Origin of the sequence: Streptomyces sp. TLI_105 (assembly GCF_900105415.1) — a bacterium.
Classification (GTDB): domain Bacteria; phylum Actinomycetota; class Actinomycetes; order Streptomycetales; family Streptomycetaceae; genus Streptomyces.
In genome coordinates this window covers 5,976,519-5,998,095 of the sequence record NZ_FNSM01000001.1, presented here as the reverse complement: position 1 = coordinate 5,998,095, position 21,577 = coordinate 5,976,519, and the positions used below count along the sequence as shown (strand labels likewise).

The following is a 21,577-nucleotide window of genomic DNA, read 5'->3' as shown; positions in this document are numbered from 1 at the left end:
CCCTGCACCCCCGTTGTGGGCAATCGTTCCGCTGGGGCGAGGGGGTCCCCCCTGCTCGAGCGAAGCCGAGAGCTTGGGGGAGGGTGGGCACAACGGAACGGCGCCCTTGCCGGCGCCAGAGGCTCCCGCGCCCGAACCCGCACCGACAGGTACGGCGCACGCGTGGTGCGGGCCACGGCGCGGAACGCGGAGGCGCCGCTGAAGGGCGCCGTCCCGTGTGCCCACCCTCCCCCAAGCTCTCGGCTTCGCTCGAGCAGGGGGGACCCCCTCGCCCCAGCGGGACGATTGCCCACACGGCGGGTAGCGGGAGGGGCACCGCGCAGGCGGACGCGCGCCCACACGGGCGGGGGAACCGCCCCGCGGGCGGGCGCCCACACAGCGGGGGCACCGCCCCGCGAGGGTGTCAGGTGCCGGCGCGACCCCGCGGGGGCGGGGCCGGAAGGCAGGCGCTACGCGCCCGATTCGACGCGCTTCTTCAGGCCGTCCAGTGCCCGGTCGATGATGACCTTCTCCGCCTTGCGCTTGATCATGCCGAGCATGGGGATCTTGACGTCGACCGTCAGCTGGTACGTCACCTCGGTGCGGTCGCCGCCGAGCGGCTTCAGGAGGTAGGAGCCGTCGAGGGAGCGGAGCATCTGGGACTTGACGAGGGTCCAGCTGACCTCGTTGTCCCCGGTCCAGGTGTACGCGAGGGTGTGGTCGTCCCTGATGGCGCCCGCGTCGAGGAGGAGGCGGACCTTCGAAGCGCGCCCGGCGTCGTCGGCCTCCAGGACCTGGGCCTCCTTCACCTCGCCGGTCCATTCGGGGTAGCGGGCGAAGTCGGCGATCACGCCCATGACGTCGGCCGGCGCCGCCTCGATGGTGATGCTCGAGCTGGTGTGTTCGGCCATCGCGGTGGCTCCTCCACTGTGCGGTCCGGCGGAAGCGAAAGGGGCACAGGCGTGCCGACGGAAGGCTATCGCGCCCCCGTGCCCGCGCCGTCACCACTCCAGGGCGAAGGGCTTCCCGGTCGAGGCGAAGTGGCCGACGTTCACGCACTCGGTGGAGCCGATCCGCATGCGCCGGGCCAGCGGCTGGTGGACGTGGCCGAAGAGGGCGTAGCGGGGGCGGACGCGGTGGAGGGCGTCGAGCAGGGCCCGGCTGCCGCGTTCGAAGCGGCGGGCCACCGTGTCGTACGTCAGCTCCGGCACGTCGGGCGGGATGTGGGAGCAGAGGACGTCGACGTCGCCGAGGGCCTCGACCTTGGCCGCGTACTCCTCGTCGGAGATCTCGTACGGGGTGCGCATGGGCGTGCGCAGCCCGCCGCCGACGAAGCCGAAGACGAGGCCGCCGAGCTCGATCCGCTCGCCGTCGAGGACCGTCGTCCCCGGCCCGGCGAAGTCCGCCCAGAGCCGGGGGATGTCGACGTTCCCGTACGTGGCGTACGTCGGCGTGGGGAAGGCGGCGAAGAGTTCGGCGTACTGGCGGCGGACGGCGGCCTCGATGGCGGTGTCGCGGTCGACGTCGAGTCCGGCCCAGAGACGGCGTCCGAGGTCGCGGGCCTCGTCGAAGCGGCGGGCGGTGCGGAGCTCGACGAGCCGGTCGGCGTTCTCGGCGCCGAAGAGGTCGGGGAAGATCCCCCGGCTGTGGTCGGCGTAGTCGAGGAAGAGGACCAGGTCACCGAGACATATGAGGGCGTCGGCACCCTCTCCCGCCCTGGCGAGATCGCCGGCGTTGCCGTGTACGTCACTGACCACATGGACTCGCATGAGCCCACCTTAGGGGGTGTCACCTGCGGTTACTTGGGAGTCGTGAAACCTGTGGATTACTGTGCGCAGAGCACCGTCATACCGGTGTGACGCACGGAACATCTGGCCGGGACCCCCTATCGGGAACCGTGTACCGACGAGTAACGTCCGGGCAGTCCAGTCGTGCTCACCCCCACTGAGCACCTGCCCGATCATGGACTTCACCGGTGCATCACACAGAGCCGTGGCGCCGGCGCCCGATGAGGAGCAGCAGTCTTGCGCGAGTTCAGCCTTCCGGCCCTGTACGAGGTCCCCACGGACGGCAACCTGACGGATCTCATCCGCCGCAACGCCTCCCAGCACCCAGACGTCGCCGTGATGGGGCGCAAGGTCGACGGCGTCTGGACGGACGTCACCGCCACCCAGTTCCTCGCCGAGGTCCGCGGGGTCGCCAAGGGGCTGATCGCCTCCGGCGTGGAGCCGGGCGACCGGGTCGCGCTGCTCTCCCGCACGCGCTACGAGTGGGTGCTCCTCGACTTCGCGATCTGGAGCGCGGGCGCGGTGACCGTGCCGGTGTACGAGACGAGCTCGCCGGAGCAGATCCAGTGGATCCTGGGCGACTCGGGCGCGACCCTGGTGCTCGTCGAGAGCCCGGCGCACCAGGCCTCGGTGGAGTCCGTGCGGGACCGGCTCCCGGAGCTCAAGGGCGTCCGGCAGATCGAGGACGGCGCGGTCGCGCAGCTCACGGCCATCGGCGCGGACGTCTCCGACGAGCTGCTCGACGAGCGCATGTCGACGGCGCACGCGGACGACCCGGCGACGATCGTCTACACCTCGGGCACGACGGGCCGCCCCAAGGGCTGCGTCCTGACCCACCGGGCCTTCTTCGCCGAGTGCGGCAACGTGGTGGAGCGGCTGAAGCCCCTCTTCCGTACGGGCGAGTGCTCGGTGCTGCTGTTCCTGCCGGCCGCGCACGTCTTCGGGCGGCTCGTCGAGGTCGCGTCCGTGATGGCGCCGATCCGGCTGGGCTGTGTCCCGGACATCAAGAACCTCACGGACGAGCTGGCCTCGTTCCGTCCGACGCTGATCCTGGGCGTGCCGCGCGTCTTCGAGAAGGTCTACAACTCGGCGCGGGCGAAGGCGCAGGCCGACGGCAAGGGCAAGATCTTCGACAAGGCCGCGCACACGGCCATCGCGTATAGCCGGGCCCTCGGCACCCCGCAGGGCCCGTCCTTCGGGCTCAGGCTGAAGCACAAGGTCTTCGACAAGCTGGTCTTCAGCAAGCTGCGGGCGGTGCTCGGCGGTCGCGGCGAGTACGCGATCTCGGGCGGTGCGCCGCTGGGCGAGCGGCTCGGCCACTTCTTCCGGGGCATCGGCTTCACGGTCCTGGAGGGCTACGGCCTGACGGAGTCGTGCGCGGCGACCGCGTTCAACCCGTGGGACCGGCAGAAGATCGGCACGGTCGGCCAGCCGCTGCCGGGCTCGGTGGTGCGGATCGCCGACGACGGCGAGGTGCTGCTGCACGGCGAGCACATCTTCACGGAGTACTGGAACAACCCGACGGCGACGGCCGAGGCGCTGGCGGACGGCTGGTTCCACACGGGTGACATCGGCACGCTCGACGAGGACGGCTACCTCGCGATCACCGGCCGCAAGAAGGAGATCCTGGTGACGGCGGGCGGCAAGAACGTCGCCCCGGCGGTCATCGAGGACCGGATCCGGGCGCACGCGCTGGTCGCGGAGTGCATGGTGGTCGGCGACGGGCGTCCGTTCGTGGGCGCGCTGGTCACGATCGACGAGGAGTTCCTGGGCCGCTGGGCGAGCGAGCACGGCAAGCCGGCCGGTTCGACGGCGGCGTCCCTGCGGGAGGACGCGGAGCTGATCGCCGAGGTCCAGCGGGCGATCGACGACGGCAACGCCGCGGTCTCCAAGGCGGAGTCGGTCCGCAAGTTCCGCATCCTCCCGGCCCAGTTCACCGAGGAGGCGGGCCACATCACCCCGTCCCTGAAGCTGAAGCGGAACGTGGTGGCGAAGGACTTCGCGGACGAGATCGAGGCGATCTACGGCAAGTAGGAGCGGATACGGGGAGGGGCCCGGGGCGATCACATCGCCCCGGGCCCCTTCGCACTCCCCGCGTACTGCCTGCGTCGTCCCTACAGCAGCTCGCGCAGCCGCTCCGCCAGCAGGTCCCAGCGCCAGCGCTCCTCCACCCAGGCCCTGCCCCGCTCGCCCATGCGGGCGCGGAGCTCGGAATCGAGGAGGAGGGTGGCGACGCGGTCGGCGGTCTCCTCGGCGGACTCGCCGCGGACGACCCAGCCGGTCTCGCCGTCGAGGACGGCGTCGGGGGCGCCGCCGGAGTCGCCGGCGACGACGGGGAGGCCGGTGGCGGAGGCCTCCAGGTAGACGATGCCGAGGCCCTCGACGTCGAGGCCGCCGCGCCGGGTGCGGCAGGGCATGGCGAAGACGTCGCCTGCGCCGTAGTGGGCGGGCAGCTCGGACCAGGGCACGGCGCCGGTGAAGCGTACGGAGCCGGCCACGCCGGTCTCGGCGGCGAGGCGGTGCAGGTCCTTCTCGTACGGTCCGCCGCCGACGATCAGGAGGACGGCGTCGGGGACCCGGCGGAGGATCGCGGGCATGGCCCGGATCAGGGTGTCCTGGCCCTTGCGGGGGACCAGCCGGGAGACGCAGACGACGACGGGGCGGTCGCTGAGCCCGAGGCGGGCGCGGACCTCGTCGCCGCCCGAGTCGGGGTGGAAGGTCTTCTCGTCGACGCCGGGCGGGAGCTGGACCATGCGGCCGGCTGCGGCCGGGGTGAGGGCGCTCGCGATCCGGGAGCGGGTGTACTCGCCGAGGTAGGTGATCGTGTCCGTGCCCTCGCCGATGCGGCGCAGGAGCTGCCGGGCGGCGGGGAGCTGGGCCCAGCCGGCCTCGTGCCCGTGGGTGGTGGCGACGAGCCGGCGGGCGCCGGCCCGGCGCAGCGCGGGGGCCATCAGGCCGAGCGGCGCGGCCGCGCCGAACCACACGGACTCGCAGCCGTGCTCGCGCAGCAGCGCGGTGGCGCGGGCGGTGACCCGAGGAGTCGGCAGCAGCATGGTGGTGCGATCCCGTACGACCGTGAAAGGCTGTTCGGCGTCGAACGCGGCCGTCGCCTCGATCCCCTCGCGGCTGCGCTTCCACGTGGAGGCGTAGACCACGATCCGGTCGGGGTCCAGGCGGAGTGCCATGTTGTGCAGGAAGGCCTGGATTCCGCCGGGACGCGGCGGGAAGTCGTTGGTTACGATCAGGGTCTTGTGCATCGTGGCCGACAGTACGCGATCGCCCGTACCACCCGGCAACACACCTGCCCCGCCACCGCGGGCCGACAGGACCACGACCGCTCCCCGCCACCGCGGGCCGACAGGAGAAGGACGCGACAGTGACGACGGGTGGGGCGGGGAACGGTTCACGCACGGATCTGCGGCTTCCGCTCGGTCTCTGGGGCCTGTCCCGGGTCCTTCTGCTGCTGTGCGTCTTCAAGGTCGTGGTGATCCCCGGACCGGACATCACCTTCGACGTCTCGAACATCTACCAGGGCTGGTACGAGGTCCTGCGGACGGGCACGTACCCGCTGGACGACATCACCTGGCAGTACCCGCCGGCCGCCGCGTTCGCGATCCTCTCCCCCGCCCTGCTGCCGTTCCTCGGCTACGCGTCCGCCTTCTTCGTCCTCGCCTTCCTCTGCGACGCGCTCGTCTTCGGGCTGCTCCTCCACACGGGCCGCCGCTCCGGCCGTTCGCTCCGGGGTGCCTGGTTCTGGCTCGCGGGCGTCCTGCTGCTCGGCCCGACGGCGTACGCCCGGTACGACGTGATGGTCACCGCCGTCGCGGTGGCGGGGCTGCTCGCGGCGGGCCGCAGCCCGCGCGTGCTCGGCGCGCTGGCCGGTTTCGGCGCGGTCCTGAAGGTGTGGCCGGTGCTGCTGCTCGCCGGCACCCCGAAGGGGCGGGCGACGCTCCGCTCCTGGCCGGCGGCGGTGGGTGCGGGGGCCGCGGTCCTCGCGTTCTGCGCGGTGTGGATGCCGGGGTCGCTGGCCTTCCTCGGCTTCCAGCGCGACCGGGGCACCGAGGTCGAGTCGCTGGGCGCGATGGTCTTCCACGTCGTCCGGCACTTCGGCTGGAACGGCGAGGCGCGGATGAACTACGGCTCGATCGAGTTCCTCGGCCCGTACGTGTCCACGGTCTCGACGGCCGCGCTGGTCCTCACGATCGCCGCCTTCGGCTGGCTGCTCGTGTGGCGGCTGCGGGCGCGGCACTTCACCTCGTCGACGGTGGCGGACGCGGCCTTCGTCGCGGTGCTGCTGTTCACGACGACGAGCCGGGTGCTCTCCCCCCAGTACATGCTGTGGCTGGTCGGTCTGGCCGCGGTGTGCCTCGCCTACCGGTCGAGCCGGATGCGGCGGCCCGCGCACCTGGTGCTCTGGGCGACGGCGGTGACCCAGTTCGAGTTCCCGGTGTGGTTCTCGCACGTGACGCGGAGCGATCCGCTGGGCATGGCGGTGCTGTTCTCCCGGAACGGTCTGCTGATCGCCGCCACCGTCATCGCCTGCCGGATCCTGTGGCGGCACACGGTGACGGAGCCGCGTCTCGCGGCGGCCGTCGGCGGGAGGATCCCCGCCCAGGCGACTCAGCCGGAACGCGAGAAGGCCCTGTCCGGCTCGCGCTGAGACTCCCGGGGGACGGCGAGGGTGCGGCGGTGCAGCAGGCCGAGGGCCGCGCACTGGGCTCCCATGGCCAGGGCCATCGCCAGGCAGATCCCCGGAAGGCCGGCGCCTGAGAGGGCGTACGCGAGCGGAAGCTGGACGAGGACGCCCGCGACGGTGATCCGGGCGAGGTACGGGCTCGCCCCGGTGCCCTCGAAGACGCCGGCGAGCGCGATGTACCCGGCCATGAGCAGCAGGTAGGGGCCGAGGCAGCGCAGGAAGAGCGCGCCCGCCGCCGCCACCTCGGGCTCGGCGCCGAAGACCCGCATGACGGGTCCCGCGCCGAGGAGGAGCAGCCCGGCGGCGCCCGCGCCGAGGGCCCCGCCGAGGAGGAGGGCCTGCCGGCCGACGGCCCGGCGCTCGTCCAGGCCCGAGCCGAGGAGGCGGGCGCTGTGGATGGCGGCGGCCTGCCGGACGGAGTAGAAGGCCATGGTCGCCACGTACATGGCCTTGGTGGCGATGCCGTAGGCGGCGATCTCGGTGACGCCGAGCCGGGCGACGACGGAGACGAGCACGAGGGCTCCGGCCATCCGGACCACGAAGTCGACGGCCATGGGCAGGCCGGTGGCGGCGGTGCGGCGCAGCGCGGCGGCCGTGGGCAGGGCCGCCCGGACCGCCCGCGCGGCCTTGAGGAGCGGCTCGCGGCGCAGGGCGACGAGACCCGCGGCGAGGGCGACGCTCCGGCCGGTGACGGTGGCGAGGGCGGCGCCCGGCACCCCGTACGCGTGGATGAGCAGCGGGTCGAGGACGAGGATCAGCCCGTTGGCGAGGAAGGCGAGCCGCATGGGGGTGCGGGTGTCGCCGGCGCCCTTGAGGATCCCGTCGAGCACGTTCGTGGCGAAGAAGACGGCCGTGCCGGGGAGCGAGATCGCGAAGTAGGCGGTGGCCAGGGCGTGGGCGGGGTGGTCCGAACCGCCGAGCAGGAGGGCGGCGAGCGGATCGCGCAGCAGGTATCCGCCGAGGGCGACGGGCGGCACGAGGAGGGCGCAGAGGGCGGTGCCGCCGCGGACGGCGGCGCGGACGGCGCCGGGGTCGTCGGCGCCGCGGGCGCGGGCGACGAGGACGGTGGTGCCGGAGCCGGCCATGAGGACGACGCCGAGGAGGAGGTTCTCGACGTTTCCGGCGAGGGCGACGGCGGCGACGGCGTCCCCGCCGAGGCGGGCGACCCAGACCATGTTGATGATGCCGGCGGCGACTCCGGCGAGGAGTTCGAGATAGACCGGGCGGGCGAGCCGGACGAGCGTGCGGCGGTGTGCGGACATGCGAAAGGATCCCCCCTCTTTCCGATGTACCTCGAATAGAGGCACATCGAAAAGAGGTAGCATGAGAAGCGGTCCCCCGACAAGCGGTCCCGACCCAGCGGTCCCTGATCAAGCGTGAAGGAGAGGTGCCCGGTGCTGGAGCTGTCGATCCTGGGCTTCCTGTACGAGAAGCCGCTGCACGGCTACGAGCTGAAGGAACGCATCCAGGGCCTGAGCGGCCACGTCCGCCCGGTCAGCGACGGCGCCCTCTACCCCGCCATCACCCGCCTGGTGAAGAACGGCCTGGTCGACAGCCGTACGGAGCCGGGCGCGAGCGCGGCCCCGCGTCGGACGCTCTCGCTCACCCCCGAGGGCCGCCTGGAGCTCCTCGCCCGGCTGCGCGCGCCCAAGGACGCCGAGATCACCGACGGCCAGCGCTGGTTCACCCTGCTCGCCTTCCTCGGGCACCTCCCCGACCGGGCGGACCAGGCGGCCGTCCTCCGCCGCCGCCAGGAGTTCCTGCTCACCCCGGCCAGCTTCTTCTACGAGGACGGGACCGCGGTCAGCGTCGAGCGGGAGCCCGACCTCTTCCGGCAGGGGATGCTGCGGATCGCCCGCGCGACGGGCACCGAGGAGAAGGCCTGGCTGGCGGAGACCCTCGACCTGCTGGAGAGCCGGACAGGCCCTAGCCCAGCCGTTCGGTCAGGTACGCGCGCCAGTCGGCGGTGAAATCCTCCGGCGTGGTGTCCAGGACCTCCCGGAGCGCCTTCTCCACCGCGCCCTCCCGGGCCGGGTGCGCACCCACCGCCCGGTAGAAAGCGGTCAGCTTCTCCTCGCCCCAGCGGTCCGCGATCAGCTCGCAGGCCAGCCACCCGCCCTCGTAGGCCCGGGCCATCGCCTCCGCGTCGCCGCCGAAGGTGAAGGCCCCGTCGTCCGGGAGCTCCGCCGGGAGCTCGCCGGCCCGGACCGCGCGGCGCAGCTCGGGGGCGGCCTGGGCGGCGGTGCGGTCGGTGCCCCGGTAGGCGACCCAGTCGGCGAAGCCCTCGGAGAGCCAGACCGGGGTGGCCGTGGTGGTCTGGACGCGGGTCGCCACATGGGTGGTCTCGTGGGTGAGGACCATCTGCCGGCCGAACGCGCCGAGCACCGCGTACGCGTCCGGGTTCACGATCACCCGGTCCGCGGGTGCCGTGGGACCGCCGCCCGCCCGGCCGGTCGTGACGGCCGCGATGCCCCGGTAGGAGGCGGCAGGCCCGCCGAGGAGCCGGCCCATCGCCTCGATCGAGGCGGGGACGAGGACCACGACCCGGCCCGCCCAGTTCCCGCGCCAGGCGTCCCCGACCGCGGGCACCGCCCGGTCCGCCGCCGCCGCGATCTCCCGCAGCCGCTCCCGGCTCTGCCCCACGCCCAGGACGAGGCTGCGCCGGCCGGTCACGGTCGTGACCTCGCCCTGCTGCCACAGCTGCTGCGGGGCGCCGTCGGCGGCGCGGTCCCCGGTCACGTACCAGCGGCCGTCCCGCGCGGCGAGGTCGAGGACCCGCTCGGTGGTGGCGGGCCCGGAGTCGTAGCCCTTGATCCGGTAGCCGAGCTCGGCCCTGGCGGTGGCCCGGCCCTCGCCGGTCCGGTCGAGGTCGGTGACCCGGTACGTCCAGCCGCCCAGCGGGATCCTCGCGAGCCGGTCGAACTCGGTGCGCGCGGCCGGCGCGAGCGCGGGGTCGAGGGCCGCCAGGTAGCCGGCCTCGTCGCGGTCGAGCAGCGCCCGCGCGTGCCGGTCGAGCAGGCCCTGGATCTCCCCGGTCGCCGGTCCGGCCGGCTCGGGGGCCGCGCACCCGGCGAGGGCGAGCACCGCGGCCAGCAGCCCCGCCGCCGCGCCGCGCGCCACTGTGCTCCGCCGTCCCGCCACGCCCCCGATCGTACGCAGCCGGGGAGGGGGGCGGTTCTCAGACCCGGGTGACGGTCACGTGCGACATCATGTTCACCGGGTCGTAGCGGACGCGCGCTCCCGGGTACGGGGCGTGGATGACCTGGCCGTTGCCGGCGTAGATCGCCACATGGCTGGCGTCGCCGCGGTACGTGACGAGGTCGCCCGGCTGCGCCTGCGAGAGCGGCACCTGCCGGCCCGCGTACCGCTGCGCCGAGGAGGTGCGCGGCAGGCTGATCCCGGCCTGCCGGTACGACCAGACCATCAGGCCCGAGCAGTCGAAGGCCGAGGGGCCGGTCGCCCCCCACACGTAGGGCTTGCCGATCGCGCTGCGGGCGGCGATCACCGCGGCGGCGGCCCGCGAGGGGCCGAGGTCGGCGAGCGGCGGCAGCTCCGCGGCGGGACCCTCGGCCGGGTCCCCGGCGCGCTCCCCGGTGCGGGAGGCGCGGTCGTAGTCGGCGCGCTGCTCGACGGTGAGGGAGGCGAGCACCCGGCGGGCCTCGGCCAGCTTCTTCTCGACGGTGCGCTTGTGGCGGGCGACCTCGTCCCGGCTGCGCTCCAGTTCGGCGAGGACCGCGCGGGCCTCGGTCCGCTGCTGGCTCAGGCGGCGCTGCTCGCGCCGGAGTTCGGCGAGCGCGGCGCCCTGGCGGGCGGTGACCCGGTCCAGGGCGGAGGCCCGGTCCAGGTAGGTGTCCGGGTCGGAGGAGAGCAGCAGGGCGAGGGCGGGGTCGATGCCGCCGGAGCGGTACTGGGCCCCGGCGACCGAACCGAGCGCGCCCCGCATGCGGTTGATGCGTTCCTGGCCGCGGGCGAGGCCGTCCTGCGCCTGGGAGACCGTCCGGCGCAGCGCGTCCGCCTTCTCGTCCGCCCGGTTGTAGCCCTCGGTGGCCTTCTCGGCCTCCTCGAAGAGGCGGTCGACCGTGGCGCGGGTGGCCGCGGGCGTGGGCCCGGGGTCGGCGCTCGCGGGGACGGCCCCGAGGGACGCCGCCGCGGTGGCCGCGGCGGCGGCGGTGAGGACGGTGACCCTCACGGGTCGGCGGTGGGACGCCACGAATTCGCGCTCCGTTCGGCTCGACGCAGACTGGCGCGGCAGACAGTAGCCGGTGATCAGTCCTCGTCCAACGAAGGCGCCGGGCACACAAAGTGACGCCCCGCCGGAGAACACAGGTCACCGGCGGGGCGTCAGGTCAGTGCGCGTCGCGGCGAACCACCCGTTCGGGCGGCACGCCGGAGCGGGTCGCGGCGGGTCAGCCGACGCGGACGCCGAACATGAACGAGCCGATGGTGTTCATGGACTCGTAGCGGACGTAGGCGCCCGTGTAGGGGGCGTGCAGGACCGTGTTGTTGCCCGCGTACAGGCCCACGTGCGACAGGCCGTTGAAGAAGACCAGGTCGCCCGGCTTGAGCTGGCTGCGGCCGATCTTCACGCCGTCGTTCTGCTGGGTGTACGTGGTGCGGCTGAGGTCGACGCCGGCCTGGCCGTAGGCCCACTGGGTCAGACCCGAGCAGTCGTACGAGTTGGGGCCTTCCATGCCCGAGGCGTACGGCTTGCCGATCTGGGTGGCCGCGGCGGAGAGGGCGGCGGCGCCGCGCTGCGAGGCCGGGACCTCGTTGCCCAGGTCGACGCGCTCGCCGGCGGCGCGGCTGGCGCGCTGCTCCTGCTGCTGCACCCGGGCGCGCTCTTCGGCGGTGAGGGTGTTGAGGAGCTTGCGGGCCTCGGCCAGCTTGCCCTGGAACTTCTTCTTCTTCTCGCCGAGGGTCTTGCGGACGTCCTCGAGGTCGGCCAGCTTCGAGGTGGCCTCGGCCCGCTCCTGGGCCAGCGTGCGCTGCTTGGCCTGGATCGAGGTGAGCACGTCGGCCTGCTGGGCGCTCAGCTGGTCGATCGCGGACGCCTTGTCGAGGTAGGTGTCCGGGTCGGCGGAGAGGAAGAGCTGGAGCGCCGGGTCGATGCCGCCGGAGCGGTACTGGGCGCTGGCGACCGAACCGATCTGGTCGCGCAGGGTGTTGAGCTCCTCCTGGCCGCGGGCCACCTTGTCCTGGAGGTTGCTGATCTCCTTCTGCAGCTTGCCCCGCCGCTCCTCGGCGAGGTTGTACTGCTCCGTGGCCTCCTCGGCCTCGTGGTTCAGCTTGTCGACCTTCGACTTGACCTCGTCGATCTTGGGCTTTGCGGGGGCCGCCTGTGCTCCGGACTGGGCGGAGAGCGCGACGGCGGCGGCCGCTGCCGCGGTGAACACGGTCACACGGGTACGGCTCGGCTGCTTGGGTCGACGGTGGGACGCCACGAAGGCGAGCTCCTTCTTCCTCGAGCCGCCCAACCGGTCAGGGGCAGGCGGTTCCTCCGCTGCCACCCCGGATGGGTGATCAACCGCGCGAAGGTTCGAAGCCCGACCCTAGTGACCAAGTTGTGATCAGTTCAAATCCCGCTGGCAAAAATCTCGCCCACGCACCACTTTATTTACATACATCACACGGCCAGTGATGGGTACTTGACGGTGCGCCATCCAGAATTCGGGCATAACCCTCAGGAGTTGCGATGTGTTACGAGATGCGCGAAAGCCGCTTGAGCAACAAGGCGGACGTCACCGGCCGCGCCCCCGCCTTCGCGACGCCGTCGGCGACCTCGCGGTCGGTGGAGACCACCACGACCGGCCGCCCCGGCGGCTCCGCCCGGACCAGCTGCCGGATCAACTCGTCCGCCGTGACACCGGGCTTGGAGAACAGCACCCGCACGCCGCGCGGCGGCGCGAGCAGCACCGGGGCCGCCAGCTCCGCCCCGTCGAAGACACAGGTGACCTCGGCCCCCGAGCGGGCCGCGAGCGCCGAGAGCCCGCCGAGCAGCCGCAGCCGCTGCTTCTCCAGCGGCATCGTCGGATAGCCGGTCTTGGTGACGTTGTAGCCGTCGACGACCAGGTGCGCCTGCGGCAGCGCGAGCAGCTGGTCGAGCAGCGCCGGATCCGTCTCGGAGAGCGCCCGCGCCGCGATGTCCTTCGGGGACATCCGACCCGGCTCCACCGCGTCCACGGTGTCCGCCGGGTGCACCGAGACGGGCGGCAGCGCGAGTTCGCGGCGCAGCCCCTGGGCCGCGTCGAGGACCGTGTCGAGCAGCAGCCGCAACCGCATGTCCTCCACCGAGCGGCCCTCGCGGGCGGTCCTGCGGCTCGCCTCCAGGGCGGCCTCGACCTCGCCGAGCCGCGCCCTGAGTCGCCGCGTCTCGCTCTCGGCGGCCGAGACCTGCGCCGCCGACTCGGCCCGCACGGCCTCGATCTCGCCCTGCGCCTTGCGCAGCGCGGCCTCGCCGCGCTTGACGTCGCTCTGGGCGCTGCGCAGCTTGCGGTGAAGCGATTCCGCTTCCCTGCGGGCGGCGTCCAGGTCGTGCCGCAGCTGCTCGGTCTCGCCCCGGGAGCGGTCCCGGGCCACGGCGAGCTCCTCGCGCAGCCGCTCCAGCTCACGCCGGCCGGCCTCGTCGGCCCGCTCGGCGTCGGCCCGCTGGGCCTCCTCGCCGGCGGCGGCGACGAGCTTGACCCAGCCGGGCGGGCGCAGCACATAGGCGGCCGCCGCCACGTCGACGGGGTCGGCGGCCGCGGGCAGGGTGCCGGTCTCCACGGCTCCGGCCAGCTCGGGCTGGCCCTGCTTGAACCGTTCGCCGATGCGCTGACGGAAGAGCGGGTCGGCGTCGAGCGCGGCGGCCATCGCGTTGCCGGCGAACTTGGCCCGCCGGCTCGCGGTGAAGCGGGCGTACTGCCTCAGGGGCGCGGGCAGCTCCGCGACGGTGAGCCCGCCGAAGGCGTCCGCGACCAGCGCGACGACCCGTCGCCGTACGCCTTCCGGCAATGGGTGGTCGAGCGTCTCGGCAGCGTCACCTGCCGCGCCGGCCGGCTCACCACCGTGCGCGGGCTGCTCCACGATCCGTCACCCCTATGTCGTCCGTGCCGTCCCTCAGGAGGCGGCGCCCGGCCTGTCCACCAGTTCGATCTGGTCCACCGCGTTGCACCAGCGGCAGCGGACCGACTCGATGGTCTCACTCACCACCTGCCGCTCCTCGACCGTCGGGTCTCCGGCGAGGTCCAGATGGACGTACTCCACGACCTTGGAGGAGCGGGTCACGTCGAAGCGGGTCAGGTTGCCGCAGAGCGTGCAGCGCCAGCGGGTCTCGTCGGTCGGCAGGGGAACCGTCGTCATCGGTGCCGTCCTTCTTCCTGTTGCGTGGTACCAGGTACGGGAGCCGCGGTGCGCCGTCGAACTGCGGTGGGTGGTGCCGTAACCCTACGGCCTCGCGGGGAGGACGGGGCACGGCGAGGCACTCTGTCCACTTCGGCCCCGGTACGCCATGATCTGTCCATGATCGACTGGCGAGGCGGGGTCCTCGGTGCCCGGCGGGGCGTCCGCGGCGGCCCCATGGTGACGTACGGGCTGATCGCCGCCTGCTGCCTCCTCTTCGTGAGCAGTCCGGTCGCCGGGCTCAATCCGGTGTACGGCACGGGCGACGAGCTCCTGGCCGCCCAGGGCGCCTACTTCCGCCGCTGGGGCGTGGTCCCCGCCGAGCTGACGAGCGGCGACCCGCACGCCCTGCTCACCCCGCTGACCGCGCTCTTCGTCCACGGCAGCTGGCTCCATCTGCTCGGCAACATGCTCTTCCTGTACGTCTTCGGGGCGATGGCCGAGGAGCGCATGGGGCCGGTCGGGTTCTGCCTCTTCTACCTGGGCACCGGCTACGTCGCCCTGTCCGGGTACGCGGTGGTGCACGCCGACAGCGAGCAGACCCTGGTCGGGGCCTCCGGGGCGATCTCGGCGGTGCTCGGGGCCTTCCTCTTCCTCTTCCCGCGCTCCCGCGTCACCAGCCTCTTCCCCTTCCTGTTCTTCCTGCCGCTGCGCTTCCCCGCCTGGATCGTGCTGATCTTCTGGTTCACGCTGCAGTGGCTGGCCGCGCGGGCGGCGGGCGCGGGGCCCGGCGTCGCCTATCTGGCCCATGTCGTGGGCTTCTCGGTCGGCTTCCTCTACGCCTGGGGGCGCTTCCGCGGTGGGGATAGAGTGAAAGCCCAAGCCGCGGCGACCGAGGGAGAAAGCCAGCCGTGATCACCGCGATCGTGCTCATCAAGACCAGCGTGGACCGCATCCCCGAGATCGCCGAGTCGATCGCCGCGCTCGACAGCGTCAGCGAGGTCTTCTCGGTCACCGGCACGTACGACCTGATCGCCATGGTCCGGGTGCCGCGCCACGACGACCTGGCGGACGTGATCCCCGGCCGCATCAGCAAGATCCCCGGCGTCGAGGCCACGGACACCCACGTCGCCTTCCGGACGTACTCCCAGCACGACCTGGAGGCGGCCTTCGCCATCGGCCTGGAGTCCTGACACCGCACGCCCGGCATGACTGAAGGGGGCCTCCCGTCCGGGAGGCCCCCTTCACCCGTACGAGTGAGTGATCAGCCGCGGTCGGGGACGCAGCGGCCGTCCTCGGTGCGGTACTTCCACTGCGCGCCGTCCCGGACGAGCTCCTTCACCGCGCCGACGAACCGCTCCACGTGCTCGTCCGGCGTACCGGCGCCGAAGCTCACCCGGATGGCGTTGAGCGAGCGCTCCCCCGGGGCCGCCTCGGGCGCGCCGCACTCGCCCGGGTCCTGCGGGTCGCTGCCGAGCAGGGTGCGGACCAGCGGGTGGGCGCAGAAGAGGCCGTCGCGGACGCCGATGCCGTACTCGGCGGAGAGCGCGGCGGCGAAGTGGGAGCTGTTCCAGCCCTCCACGACGAAGGAGATGACGCCCACGCGGGGCGCGTCGTCGCCGAAGAGCGAGAGCACGCGCACCTCGGGCACCTCGGCCAGGCCCTCGCGGACCTTCGCGATCAGGTGCCGCTCGCGGGCGACGAGGGAGTCGAAGCCGGCCTCGGTGAGCGCCTTGCAGGCGGAGGCGATCGAGTAGACGCCGATGACGTTCGGCGAACCGGCTTCATGTCGGGCCGACGTGGTGTGCCACTCCACGTCCACACCACCGTCGGCCCGACGGGCCACCTTGCGGGACGCTCCACCGCCCGCGAGGTAGGGCTCGGAATCCTGCAGCCAGTCGGCGCGGCCGGCGAGGACGCCGGAGCCGAAGGGCGCGTACAGCTTGTGCCCGGAGAAGGCCACCCAGTCCACGTCCAGCTCCCGCACGGAGACCGGGTGGTGGGGGGCGAGCTGGGCGGCGTCGAGCACGATCCGGGCGCCGTGCGCGTGCGCGGCGGCGGCCAGTTCCCGCACCGGCCACAGCTCGCCGGTGACGTTGGAGGCGCCGGTGACGCAGACGAGGGCGGGGCCGTACGGATCGCGGTCGGCGAGCGCCCGCTCCAGGGTCTCGACGGCCTCGGCCGGGGTGCGCGGCGCGTCGAGGTAGGTGACGTGGGCGTCCCTCCACGGCAGCAGCGAGGCGTGGTGCTCGGTCTCGAAGACGAAGACCTCGCAGCCGGCCGGGAGGACCTGGGCGAGCAGGTTGAGCGAGTCCGTGGTGGAGCGGGTGAAGACGACCTGGTCGTCGGGGCGGCAGTCGAGGAACTCGGCGACGGTGGCGCGGCTGTTCTCGAAGAGGTCGGTGGAGAGCTGGGAGAGGTAGCCGGCGCCGCGGTGGACGCTGCCGTAGTAGGGGGCGTACGCGGCGACGTCGTCCCAGACCCGCTGGAGGGCCGGCGCGCTGGCCGCGTAGTCGAGCGCCGCGTAGGTCACCTCGCCGCCGGTGACGAGCGGGACGGTCACGTCCCGGCCGAGGACCGGCAGCGGGGCGGCGCAGCAGGGGTCGGCGGACTCGGCGGCGGCAGCGGTCTCGACGGCGGTGTTCGGGCGTGCGGACATGGCGGTGTCTCCCGGCGGGCGGTGCGGAATGGCTTCGGTGAATCCCGTACGCGGCCGGGTGCGGCGGGGTACGGGTGATGCCTCGGAGGACATGGGGGTACGCGGAAGGGACCCTGTTCCGAGGGTGAAGAAGGGGCGGACTCGCCCTATCGCATTCGCTTGCTCACGGAAAAAGCTCCTCGACTGACCAGGACCCCTGGTGCTCGAGGGATCCGCGCTTGCCGTAGACCTCGCTGCCTACGGCCTGGTCATCACCCGGGGCACCCCGCCACGGAAGGAGGGTTGCCGGACAGCAAGCCGGGGCCAAAACGCTGTCACTCGTGACCTGTAGAGCATCCTGCCACATGATCGCCGAAGCGCAAGACCCCGGTCCGCATGGTGGACCGGGGCCGTACGGCACACGGGTCACGCGTTGCTGGCGGCGACCCATCGCTCCAGGGACCGGAGGGCCGCGCCGGAGTCGAGCGACTCGGCCGCCTTCGCGATGCCCGCGCCCAGCTGCTCCGCCAGGGTGCCCGTGCCGGGCTCCAGGGCGGTGAGCGCCGCCGCCGCGTTGAGCAGCACCGCGTCCCGTACCGGACCGGTCTCCCCCGCGAGCAGCCGGCGCGCCACGTCGGCGTTGTACGAGGCGTCGGCGCCGCGCAGGGCCTCCAGGGGGACGAGCTCGATGCCGACGTCCCGCGGGTCGAAGCGCTCCTCGGTGACGCCGCCGTCCCGGACCACCCAGACCCGGGAGGTGGCGGTGGTCGTCAGCTCGTCCAGGCCGTCGTCGCCGCGGAAGACCAGGGCGGAGTTGCCGCGCTCGGCGAGGACGCCGGCGACGATCGGCGCCATGCGCGGGTCGGCGACCCCGACGGCCTGGGCCTTCACCTTGGCCGGGTTGGTCAGCGGACCCAGGACGTTGAAGGTGGTCCGGATGCCCAGCTGGCCGCGGGCCGCGGCGACGTGCCGCAGCGAGGGGTGGAACTTCACGGCGAAGCAGATGGTGATGCCGGCTTCCTCGGCGACCTCGGCGACCCGCTGCGGGGTGAGGTGGAGGTTGATGCCGAGCTTCTCCAGGACGTCGGAGGAGCCGGAGGCGGAGGAGGCGGCGCGGTTGCCGTGCTTGACGACCTTCGCGCCCGTGCCGGCGACGACGATCGAGGCCATCGTGGAGATGTTGACGGTCTTGGCGCCGTCGCCGCCGGTGCCGACGATGTCGACGGCGGGGCCGGGCACCTCGATCGTGTTGGCGTGCGCGTACATGGTGCGGACGAGGCCGGTGATCTCCTGGACGGTCTCGCCCTTGGCCCGCAGCGCCACCATGAATCCGGCGATCTGCGCGTCGGTCGCCTCGCCGCTCATGATCAGGTCCATCGCCCAGGCGGTGTCGTCGGCGGAGAGGTCCTTGCCGTCGAGCAGACCGTTCAGCAGGACGGGCCAGGAGCGGCCCGCCGACGTAGGTCCTCCAGCGGGGGTCGCAGCGCTCATGGCAGCTCCTGGTGATCACGTGACGGATACGGTCCCACCCTATCGACCTCCGGGGACGGCAAAGAGCCCCGTCCATCGAATGGACGGGGCTCTTGCCGTGGCGACCTCAGGTCAGGTGTTCAGGTGATCAGTGGTGGCCGTGGCCGCTCTGGATCTCCTTGTACTCCTCGACCGTGGGCTTGGCGATCTGGCTGTCGTCGCCGTAGTAGCCCTTGTTGAGCTTGACCCGGAGCTTCTCCATGCGGCCGATCTTGCGCTCCACGCCGTTCTCGTCGACGGCCGGCGGAAGCTCCGCGGCCTCGTACTGCTCGTGCGCCGTGAGGCGGTGCAGCTCGCCCTGGCTGAGCGGCTCGTGGACCTCGACGAACTCACCGTGCGGCAGGCGCTTGATGATGCCCGACTCGCGGCCGTGCAGCACCTTGTCCTTGTCGCGGCGCTGGAGGCCGAGGCAGATCCGCTTGGTGGCGACGAACGCGATGACCGGACCGGCGAAGAAGAAGATCCGCACGAACCAGGTGATCGAGTTCAGCGACAGGTGGAAGTGGGTCGCCCAGAGGTCGTTTCCACCACCCACGAGCATGATCATGTACGCGGTGATCCAGGCGACACCGAAGGCGGTGCGCGTCGGAGCGTTGCGCGGGCGCTGCGCGATGTGGTGCTCGCGCTTGTCGCCGGTGATCCAGGACTCGATGAACGGGTAGACCGCGATGGCCGCGAGGACCAGCGGGAAGATCGCCAGCGGGATCATCACGCCGAGCACCAGCGTGTGGCCCCACAGGTTGATCTCCCAGCCCGGCATGACACGGATCAGACCCTCGGCGAAGCCCATGTACCAGTCGGGCTGGGCGCCGGTGGACACCTGGTCCGGGCGGTACGGGCCGATGGCCCAGATCGGGTTGATCGAGGCGATCGCCGCGACGACCGCGATGACGCCGAAGACCAGGAAGAAGAAGCCTCCGGCCTTCGCCATGTACACGGGCAGCAGCGGCATGCCGACGACGTTGTTGTTCGTCCGGCCGGGGCCGGCGAACTGCGTGTGCTTGTGGACGAACACCAGGATGAGGTGGGCGACCACGAGGCCCAGCATGATGCCGGGCAGCAGCAGCACGTGCGCCGAGTAGAACCGGGCGACGAAGTCGCCGCCGGGGAACTCGCCGCCGAACAGGAACATCGACAGGTACGTGCCGAGGACCGGCACGGACAGGATCGCGCCCTGCATGAAGCGGACACCGGTGCCGGAGAGCAGGTCGTCCGGGAGCGAGTAACCGGTGAAGCCGGTGAACATGCCCAGGAAGAACAGCAGGAAGCCGAACAGCCAGTTGATCTCACGCGGCTTGCGGAACGCGCCGGTGAAGAACACGCGCATCATGTGCACGAACATGCCGGCGAGGAAGATCAGCGCCGCCCAGTGGTGGATCTGCCGGATCAGCAGACCACCGCGCACCTCGAAGGAGATGTGCATGGTCGAGTTGAACGCCTCGGACATCAGCTGTCCCTGGAGCGGGACGTACGGTCCGACGTACTCCACCTCGTTCATCGACGGGTGGAAGAACAGCGTCAGGTAGACGCCCGTCAGGATGATGATGAGGAAGCTGTAGAGGCAGACCTCGCCCAGCATGAAGGACCAGTGGTCCGGGAAGATCTTCCGCATGTTGGCCTTGGCCAGCGTGTAGATCCCCAGGCGGCCGTCGGCCCAGTCGGCTACCCGCTCACCGGCGGGGGCCTTCTTCTGCGTGTTGGTCACGGTGCTCATCCGCGCTCCCAGAATGCCGGGCCGACGGGCTCGTCGAAGTCGCCGAGCGCCTCGAGGAAGCCCTTGTCGTTCACGCCGATCCGCAGCTGCGGGAGGGGGTGACCGGCCGGGCCGAAGATGACGCGGGCGCCGTCGGAGAGGTCGAAGGTGGACTGGTGGCACGGGCAGAGCACGTGGTGCGTCTGCTGCTCGTACAGGGAGATCGGGCAGCCGACGTGGGTGCAGATCTTCGAGAACGCGACGATGCCCTCGTGCGACCACTCGAGCTCGCGCTTGTCCTTGATGTCCTCCGGCTGGATCCGGACGATCATCAGGGCGGCCTTGGCGATCTGGACCTGGAAGTGCTCGTCGTGCTCCGAGAGGCCCTCGGGCATCGCGAAGGTCAGCGAGCCGACCGCGACGTCCTCGGGACGCAGCGGCTCGTGCGTGTTCATGTTGATGAGCTGGAGCCCCTTGGTCCACATGGTGGTCCGGAGCTTCTTCTCGGGCAGCGGGCCCATGTCACGCAGCAGGACGATGCCGGAGAGCGGTACGAGCGACAGCGCGCCGAACATCGTGTTGCGGATGAGCTTGCGGCGGCCCATCCCCGACTCCGCGGCACCGGCCGCGAAGTCCGCCATGACCTTCGCCTTGACCTCGGGCGACGCCTGCATCGGGTGACGCTCGTCGGCGACCTCGACGTCGGACATCAGGGTGCGGGCCCAGTGGACCGCGCCCGCGCCGATGAAGAAGAGGGCGGCACCGAGGGTCAGACCCAGGGCGAAGTTGAGCGCGGACACGTGGCCGAAGGGCCAGATGTACACGATCTTGTCGACCGGGAAGATCACGTACGAGGCGATGAAGCCGACGGTGGCCAGCATCGACAGCGTGAACATGAAGGCGACCGCACGCTCGGACCGGCGGGCGGCCCGCTCGTCGATGTCCTGGATGCGGGGCTTGTGGGGCGGGAGGCCCGGGTCGGCGAACGGGTCGTCGGCGACCGTCACCGCGCCGTGCGCGGTGTCCTGCCCTGCCGGCAGGGTCTCTTCTGGAATCTCTTGGCTACTCATGACTTCTTGGCCTTAGCGGTGTGGGCCGCGACCCAGATGGCAACTGCGATCAGCGCGCCCAGGCCGAAGACCCAGGCGAACAGGCCCTCGCTGACGGGGCCGAGGCCACCGAGCTTGAGACCGCCCGGGCTCTCGGACGTGTCGCTGTTGACGGCCTGGACGTACGCGATGATGTCCTTCTTCTCCTTCTCCGGCATGGTCGTGTCGGGGAAGGAGGGCATGTTCTGCGGGCCGGTCTGCATGGCCTCGTAGAGGTGCTTCGGGTCCACGCCCTCGAGGCTCGGGGCGTACTTGCCGTAGGTCAGCGCGCCACCCTCACCGGTGAAGTTGTGGCACTGGGCACAGTTGGTGCGGAACAGCTCGCCACCCTTGGCGATGTCGGCACCGTCAGGGCTGTACTGGCCCTCGGTCGGCTTGATCGGGCCGGCACCGAGGGAGGCGACGTACGCCGCGAGCTGATCGATCTCAGCCTGCGAGTAGATGACCTTCTTCCTCGGGACCTGGGCGCCCGGCTGCTGGGCCGGCATGCGGCCCGTACCGACCTGGAAGTCCACGGCCGCCGAACCCACGCCGACCAGGGACGGGCCGTCAGAGGTGCCCTGACCGCCGGTTCCGTGGCAGCTGGCGCAGCCGACGGAGTAGAGCTTCTTCCCCTCCTCGATGGCGAGGGACTGGGCGGTTTCATCGGCCTTCGCCGTGCCCGCGGGCGCGAACGCGGCGTACAGCCCCCCAGTGGCCGCCAGCGCGAGAAGTAGGACGACGACCGCCGCCAGCGGATGGCGTCGTCGTGCGGAGAGCTTTTTCACGGATTACCCCGGTGTCAGGATCTTCTGCGTCGATGCTTGCTGGATGTCTCGGTCCGCCGTG

19 protein-coding genes and 1 riboswitch are annotated in these 21,577 nt (G+C 72.0%); of the genes, 5 read left to right on the top strand and 14 right to left on the bottom strand.

Annotation, left to right across the window (positions count from 1 at the left end; all coding sequences use genetic code 11):
* Nucleotides 1-449 precede the first annotated feature (449 nt).
* Both BLW86_RS27425 and BLW86_RS27420 read right to left on the bottom strand, forming a co-directional pair.
* Nucleotides 450-890: an SRPBCC family protein gene (locus tag BLW86_RS27425; RefSeq protein WP_093876511.1), complete on the bottom strand. Its 441-nt coding sequence runs from the start codon at nt 888-890 to the stop codon at nt 450-452.
* A 90-nt stretch (nt 891-980) separates the two neighbouring features.
* Complete coding sequence (locus BLW86_RS27420) at nt 981-1,736, bottom strand: metallophosphoesterase family protein (RefSeq protein WP_093876510.1); 756 nt, start codon at nt 1,734-1,736, stop codon at nt 981-983.
* A 267-nt stretch (nt 1,737-2,003) separates the two neighbouring features.
* Here BLW86_RS27420 and BLW86_RS27415 point away from each other — a divergent pair, with 267 nt between their 5' ends.
* The gene (locus BLW86_RS27415; RefSeq protein ID WP_093876509.1) at nt 2,004-3,800 is read left to right on the top strand and encodes an AMP-dependent synthetase/ligase; all 1,797 of its coding nucleotides are present in this window, start codon (nt 2,004-2,006) and stop codon (nt 3,798-3,800) included.
* 80 nt (nt 3,801-3,880) lie between these two features.
* Here BLW86_RS27415 and BLW86_RS27410 read toward each other — a convergent pair whose 3' ends face one another.
* Nucleotides 3,881-5,023: a glycosyltransferase family 4 protein gene (locus BLW86_RS27410; RefSeq protein ID WP_093876508.1), complete on the bottom strand. Its 1,143-nt coding sequence runs from the start codon at nt 5,021-5,023 to the stop codon at nt 3,881-3,883.
* 119 nt (nt 5,024-5,142) lie between these two features.
* Between BLW86_RS27410 and BLW86_RS27405 the strand changes: the two genes are divergently transcribed.
* On the top strand, nt 5,143-6,426 hold the full coding sequence (locus BLW86_RS27405) for a glycosyltransferase family 87 protein (RefSeq protein WP_093876507.1): 1,284 nt from the start codon (nt 5,143-5,145) through the stop codon (nt 6,424-6,426).
* On the opposite strand, the gene BLW86_RS27400 is transcribed toward BLW86_RS27405, so the two are convergent.
* Nucleotides 6,387-7,724: an MATE family efflux transporter gene (locus BLW86_RS27400; RefSeq protein WP_093876506.1), complete on the bottom strand. Its 1,338-nt coding sequence runs from the start codon at nt 7,722-7,724 to the stop codon at nt 6,387-6,389. The genes BLW86_RS27405 and BLW86_RS27400 overlap by 40 nt on opposite strands.
* A gap of 132 nt (nt 7,725-7,856) precedes the next feature.
* On the opposite strand from BLW86_RS27400, the gene BLW86_RS27395 reads away from it, so the two are divergent.
* Nucleotides 7,857-8,432, top strand: a complete 576-nt coding sequence (locus tag BLW86_RS27395; RefSeq protein ID WP_093876505.1) for a PadR family transcriptional regulator — start codon at nt 7,857-7,859, stop codon at nt 8,430-8,432.
* Here the strand turns inward: BLW86_RS27395 and BLW86_RS27390 are convergent.
* The 5 genes from BLW86_RS27390 to BLW86_RS27370 all read right to left on the bottom strand — a co-directional run bounded on the left by BLW86_RS27390 (nt 8,389) and on the right by BLW86_RS27370 (nt 13,800).
* A complete protein-coding gene (locus BLW86_RS27390) occupies nt 8,389-9,603 on the bottom strand; it encodes a hypothetical protein (protein ID WP_093876504.1) in 1,215 nt (404 codons plus the stop codon). The genes BLW86_RS27395 and BLW86_RS27390 overlap by 44 nt on opposite strands.
* Nucleotides 9,604-9,640: 37 nt before the next feature.
* On the bottom strand, nt 9,641-10,672 hold the full coding sequence (locus BLW86_RS27385) for a C40 family peptidase (protein ID WP_093876503.1): 1,032 nt from the start codon (nt 10,670-10,672) through the stop codon (nt 9,641-9,643).
* Between the two features lie 196 nt (nt 10,673-10,868).
* A complete protein-coding gene (locus BLW86_RS27380) occupies nt 10,869-11,903 on the bottom strand; it encodes a C40 family peptidase (RefSeq protein WP_093878901.1) in 1,035 nt (344 codons plus the stop codon).
* Nucleotides 11,904-12,159: 256 nt separating this feature from the next.
* The gene (locus tag BLW86_RS27375; RefSeq protein WP_093876502.1) at nt 12,160-13,524 is read right to left on the bottom strand and encodes an NYN domain-containing protein; all 1,365 of its coding nucleotides are present in this window, start codon (nt 13,522-13,524) and stop codon (nt 12,160-12,162) included.
* Between the two features lie 33 nt (nt 13,525-13,557).
* Nucleotides 13,558-13,800: a hypothetical protein gene (locus BLW86_RS27370; RefSeq protein WP_055644001.1), complete on the bottom strand. Its 243-nt coding sequence runs from the start codon at nt 13,798-13,800 to the stop codon at nt 13,558-13,560.
* A 159-nt stretch (nt 13,801-13,959) separates the two neighbouring features.
* Between BLW86_RS27370 and BLW86_RS27365 the strand changes: the two genes are divergently transcribed.
* Both BLW86_RS27365 and BLW86_RS27360 read left to right on the top strand, forming a co-directional pair.
* Nucleotides 13,960-14,694, top strand: a complete 735-nt coding sequence (locus BLW86_RS27365; protein WP_093876501.1) for a rhomboid family intramembrane serine protease — start codon at nt 13,960-13,962, stop codon at nt 14,692-14,694.
* Nucleotides 14,691-14,972 (top strand): Lrp/AsnC family transcriptional regulator, encoded by a 282-nt coding sequence (locus tag BLW86_RS27360; RefSeq protein ID WP_017238849.1) that lies wholly within the window; start codon nt 14,691-14,693, stop codon nt 14,970-14,972. Before BLW86_RS27365 ends, BLW86_RS27360 begins: the two co-directional genes overlap by 4 nt.
* A gap of 71 nt (nt 14,973-15,043) precedes the next feature.
* Here BLW86_RS27360 and BLW86_RS27355 read toward each other — a convergent pair whose 3' ends face one another.
* The 5 genes from BLW86_RS27355 to BLW86_RS27335 all read right to left on the bottom strand — a co-directional run bounded on the left by BLW86_RS27355 (nt 15,044) and on the right by BLW86_RS27335 (nt 21,516).
* Nucleotides 15,044-16,438, bottom strand: coding sequence for an aminotransferase class V-fold PLP-dependent enzyme (locus tag BLW86_RS27355; protein ID WP_256341448.1), 1,395 nt, complete (start codon nt 16,436-16,438; stop codon nt 15,044-15,046).
* A gap of 209 nt (nt 16,439-16,647) precedes the next feature.
* Nucleotides 16,648-16,764, bottom strand: a riboswitch (SAM riboswitch).
* A 79-nt stretch (nt 16,765-16,843) separates the two neighbouring features.
* Nucleotides 16,844-17,908: an anthranilate phosphoribosyltransferase gene (gene trpD, locus BLW86_RS27350; RefSeq protein WP_093876500.1), complete on the bottom strand. Its 1,065-nt coding sequence runs from the start codon at nt 17,906-17,908 to the stop codon at nt 16,844-16,846.
* Nucleotides 17,909-18,035: 127 nt separating this feature from the next.
* Nucleotides 18,036-19,661, bottom strand: coding sequence for a cytochrome bc1 complex cytochrome b subunit (locus BLW86_RS27345; RefSeq protein WP_093876499.1), 1,626 nt, complete (start codon nt 19,659-19,661; stop codon nt 18,036-18,038).
* Nucleotides 19,658-20,710 (bottom strand): cytochrome bc1 complex Rieske iron-sulfur subunit, encoded by a 1,053-nt coding sequence (locus BLW86_RS27340; protein ID WP_093876498.1) that lies wholly within the window; start codon nt 20,708-20,710, stop codon nt 19,658-19,660. Before BLW86_RS27340 ends, BLW86_RS27345 begins: the two co-directional genes overlap by 4 nt.
* A complete protein-coding gene (locus tag BLW86_RS27335; protein WP_093876497.1) occupies nt 20,707-21,516 on the bottom strand; it encodes a cytochrome bc1 complex diheme cytochrome c subunit in 810 nt (269 codons plus the stop codon). The genes BLW86_RS27340 and BLW86_RS27335 overlap by 4 nt, the downstream gene beginning before the upstream one ends.
* Nucleotides 21,517-21,577 lie beyond the last annotated feature (61 nt).